This is a genomic window from Streptomyces sp. NPDC057654 (genome assembly GCF_042800135.1).
In the GTDB taxonomy this organism is placed as follows: Bacteria; Actinomycetota; Actinomycetes; order Streptomycetales; family Streptomycetaceae; genus Streptomyces.
Genome location: NZ_JBHVHQ010001312.1, coordinates 1 through 1,570, shown reverse-complemented (window position 1 = coordinate 1,570; position 1,570 = coordinate 1). Strand labels below are relative to the sequence as shown.

General features: G+C 74.5%; 2 protein-coding genes. One reads left to right on the top strand and one right to left on the bottom strand.

Annotated elements, in window-relative coordinates:
- A partial coding sequence (locus ACFU99_RS43150; protein WP_384404127.1) for a hypothetical protein occupies positions 1 to 359 on the bottom strand: 359 nt, incomplete at its 3' end.
- A 402-nt stretch (positions 360 to 761) separates the two neighbouring features.
- On the opposite strand from ACFU99_RS43150, the gene ACFU99_RS43145 reads away from it, so the two are divergent.
- A complete protein-coding gene (locus ACFU99_RS43145; protein WP_384404124.1) occupies positions 762 to 1,475 on the top strand; it encodes a hypothetical protein in 714 nt (237 codons plus the stop codon).
- Positions 1,476 to 1,570: the final 95 nt, after the last annotated feature.

Sequence of the window (1,570 nt, the reverse complement as noted above, 5' to 3'; positions counted from 1 at the left end):
GCGCGGGGCAGGGAGTCGCCCCAGGGCAGCTCGCCGGTGCCGGGCAGTCCGCGGGCGACGGCCCGGCTCCGGCTGTGGAACAGGCCGCCGACGCGGCGGCGCAGCAGGTGGGAGCCGCGGGGCAGCCTGAGCACCGAGCCCCGGACGCGGAGCAGGCCGCCGACGCAGGGCAACATCATGCTGTCGCGATGCAGGGTGTCGACGCAGTGCAAGCCGCTGACGCGGTGCAGGGAGCGGGTGCGGCGCAGCACGCGGGCGCAGCGCAGGGCGCTGGTGCCGGCCAGCCTGCGGGCGCGGGTCAGTTCGCCGACGCGATGCAAGCCGCAGGCACGATGCAGGGGCCGGGTGCGGCGCAGCACGCAGGCGCGGCGCAAGGTACTGGTGCCGGCCAGCCTGCGGGCTCGGGACAGTTCGCTGACGCGGCGCAAGCCGCAGGCCCAATGCAGGGCGCCAGCTCGGCACAAGCCGCAGGCCCGATGCAAGGAACAGCCGCGGCACAGCACGCAGGCGCGGTGCAGAGCACGGGTACGGCACAGCACGCAGGCGCGGTGCAGGGGCCGAGCGTGCCTCAGCACGCGGGCGCAGCGCAGGGCGCTGGTTCGGATCAGTCTGCGGGCTCGGGGCAGTTCGCCGGCGCGGCACAGGCCGCAGGCCCGATGCAGGGCATTGGCGCGGCGCAAGCCGCAGGTCCGGTGCAGGGCGCTGGTGCCACCGGCCAGCAGGCGGGGGCGGGTTGGTTCGCTCCTGCTGCGCAAGGCGCTGTGAACGGGCAGGCCCCCGCACCGCAGCAGGCCCAACAGGCCCAGCAGGCCCGTACGGCCGAGCAAGCTCCTGCGGCTCAGCAGGCCCGTACGGCCGAACAGCCCCCCGCCGCCCAGCAGCTGCCGCCCGCCGGGCAGGAGGCGCCCACCCACCAGGCTCAGTACGCGCCGCAGGCACCCGGCATCCCCCAGCAAGCCCCTTACGGCGAGCACCCCGCTCAGCACCTCGCTCAGCAGCAGGCCCAGCAGCAAGCTCAGTTGCAGGCCCAGTACGCCGAGCATGCGGTCGCCGCCGCCCAGCAAGCTCAGTACGCCGAGCACGCCCCCGCCACCCAGCAGTTCCCCGCCGCCGGGCCGGCCGCTGACGCGGGGCAGCCGCAGTACGTCCAGCACGCGCCCGCCGCCGAAGAGCCCGTACAGGCTGCGGCCGAGCCGCACGTCAATCCCTGGTTCGTAGCGCCGGCGTCGGCGCCCGCGCCCTCGGAGGCGGCCGAGGAGGAGGCTCATCAGGAGCAGTTGTTCTCGGCTTATCGGCGGTACAGGGACGACAACGGGGAGTTCCCCAACGCCCGGCAGCTCGGGCTGCACCTCGCCGACGTCGACGGCGTCACCAACGAGAGCGGCGGGCCCCTCACCGAAGGCGAACTGCGCGGCTTCCTGCGCGACTTCCGGCATCGGTACCGGTCCGAAGCCGACGCGGACAGTTCGAACTGAGCATGACCGAGGGCCGCCACCCGGTCCGTCGACCAGGTGGCGGCCCTCAGGCCGTAACGTCGCGAAAAGTTACGCGCCCAGCAGCTTGCGCACCC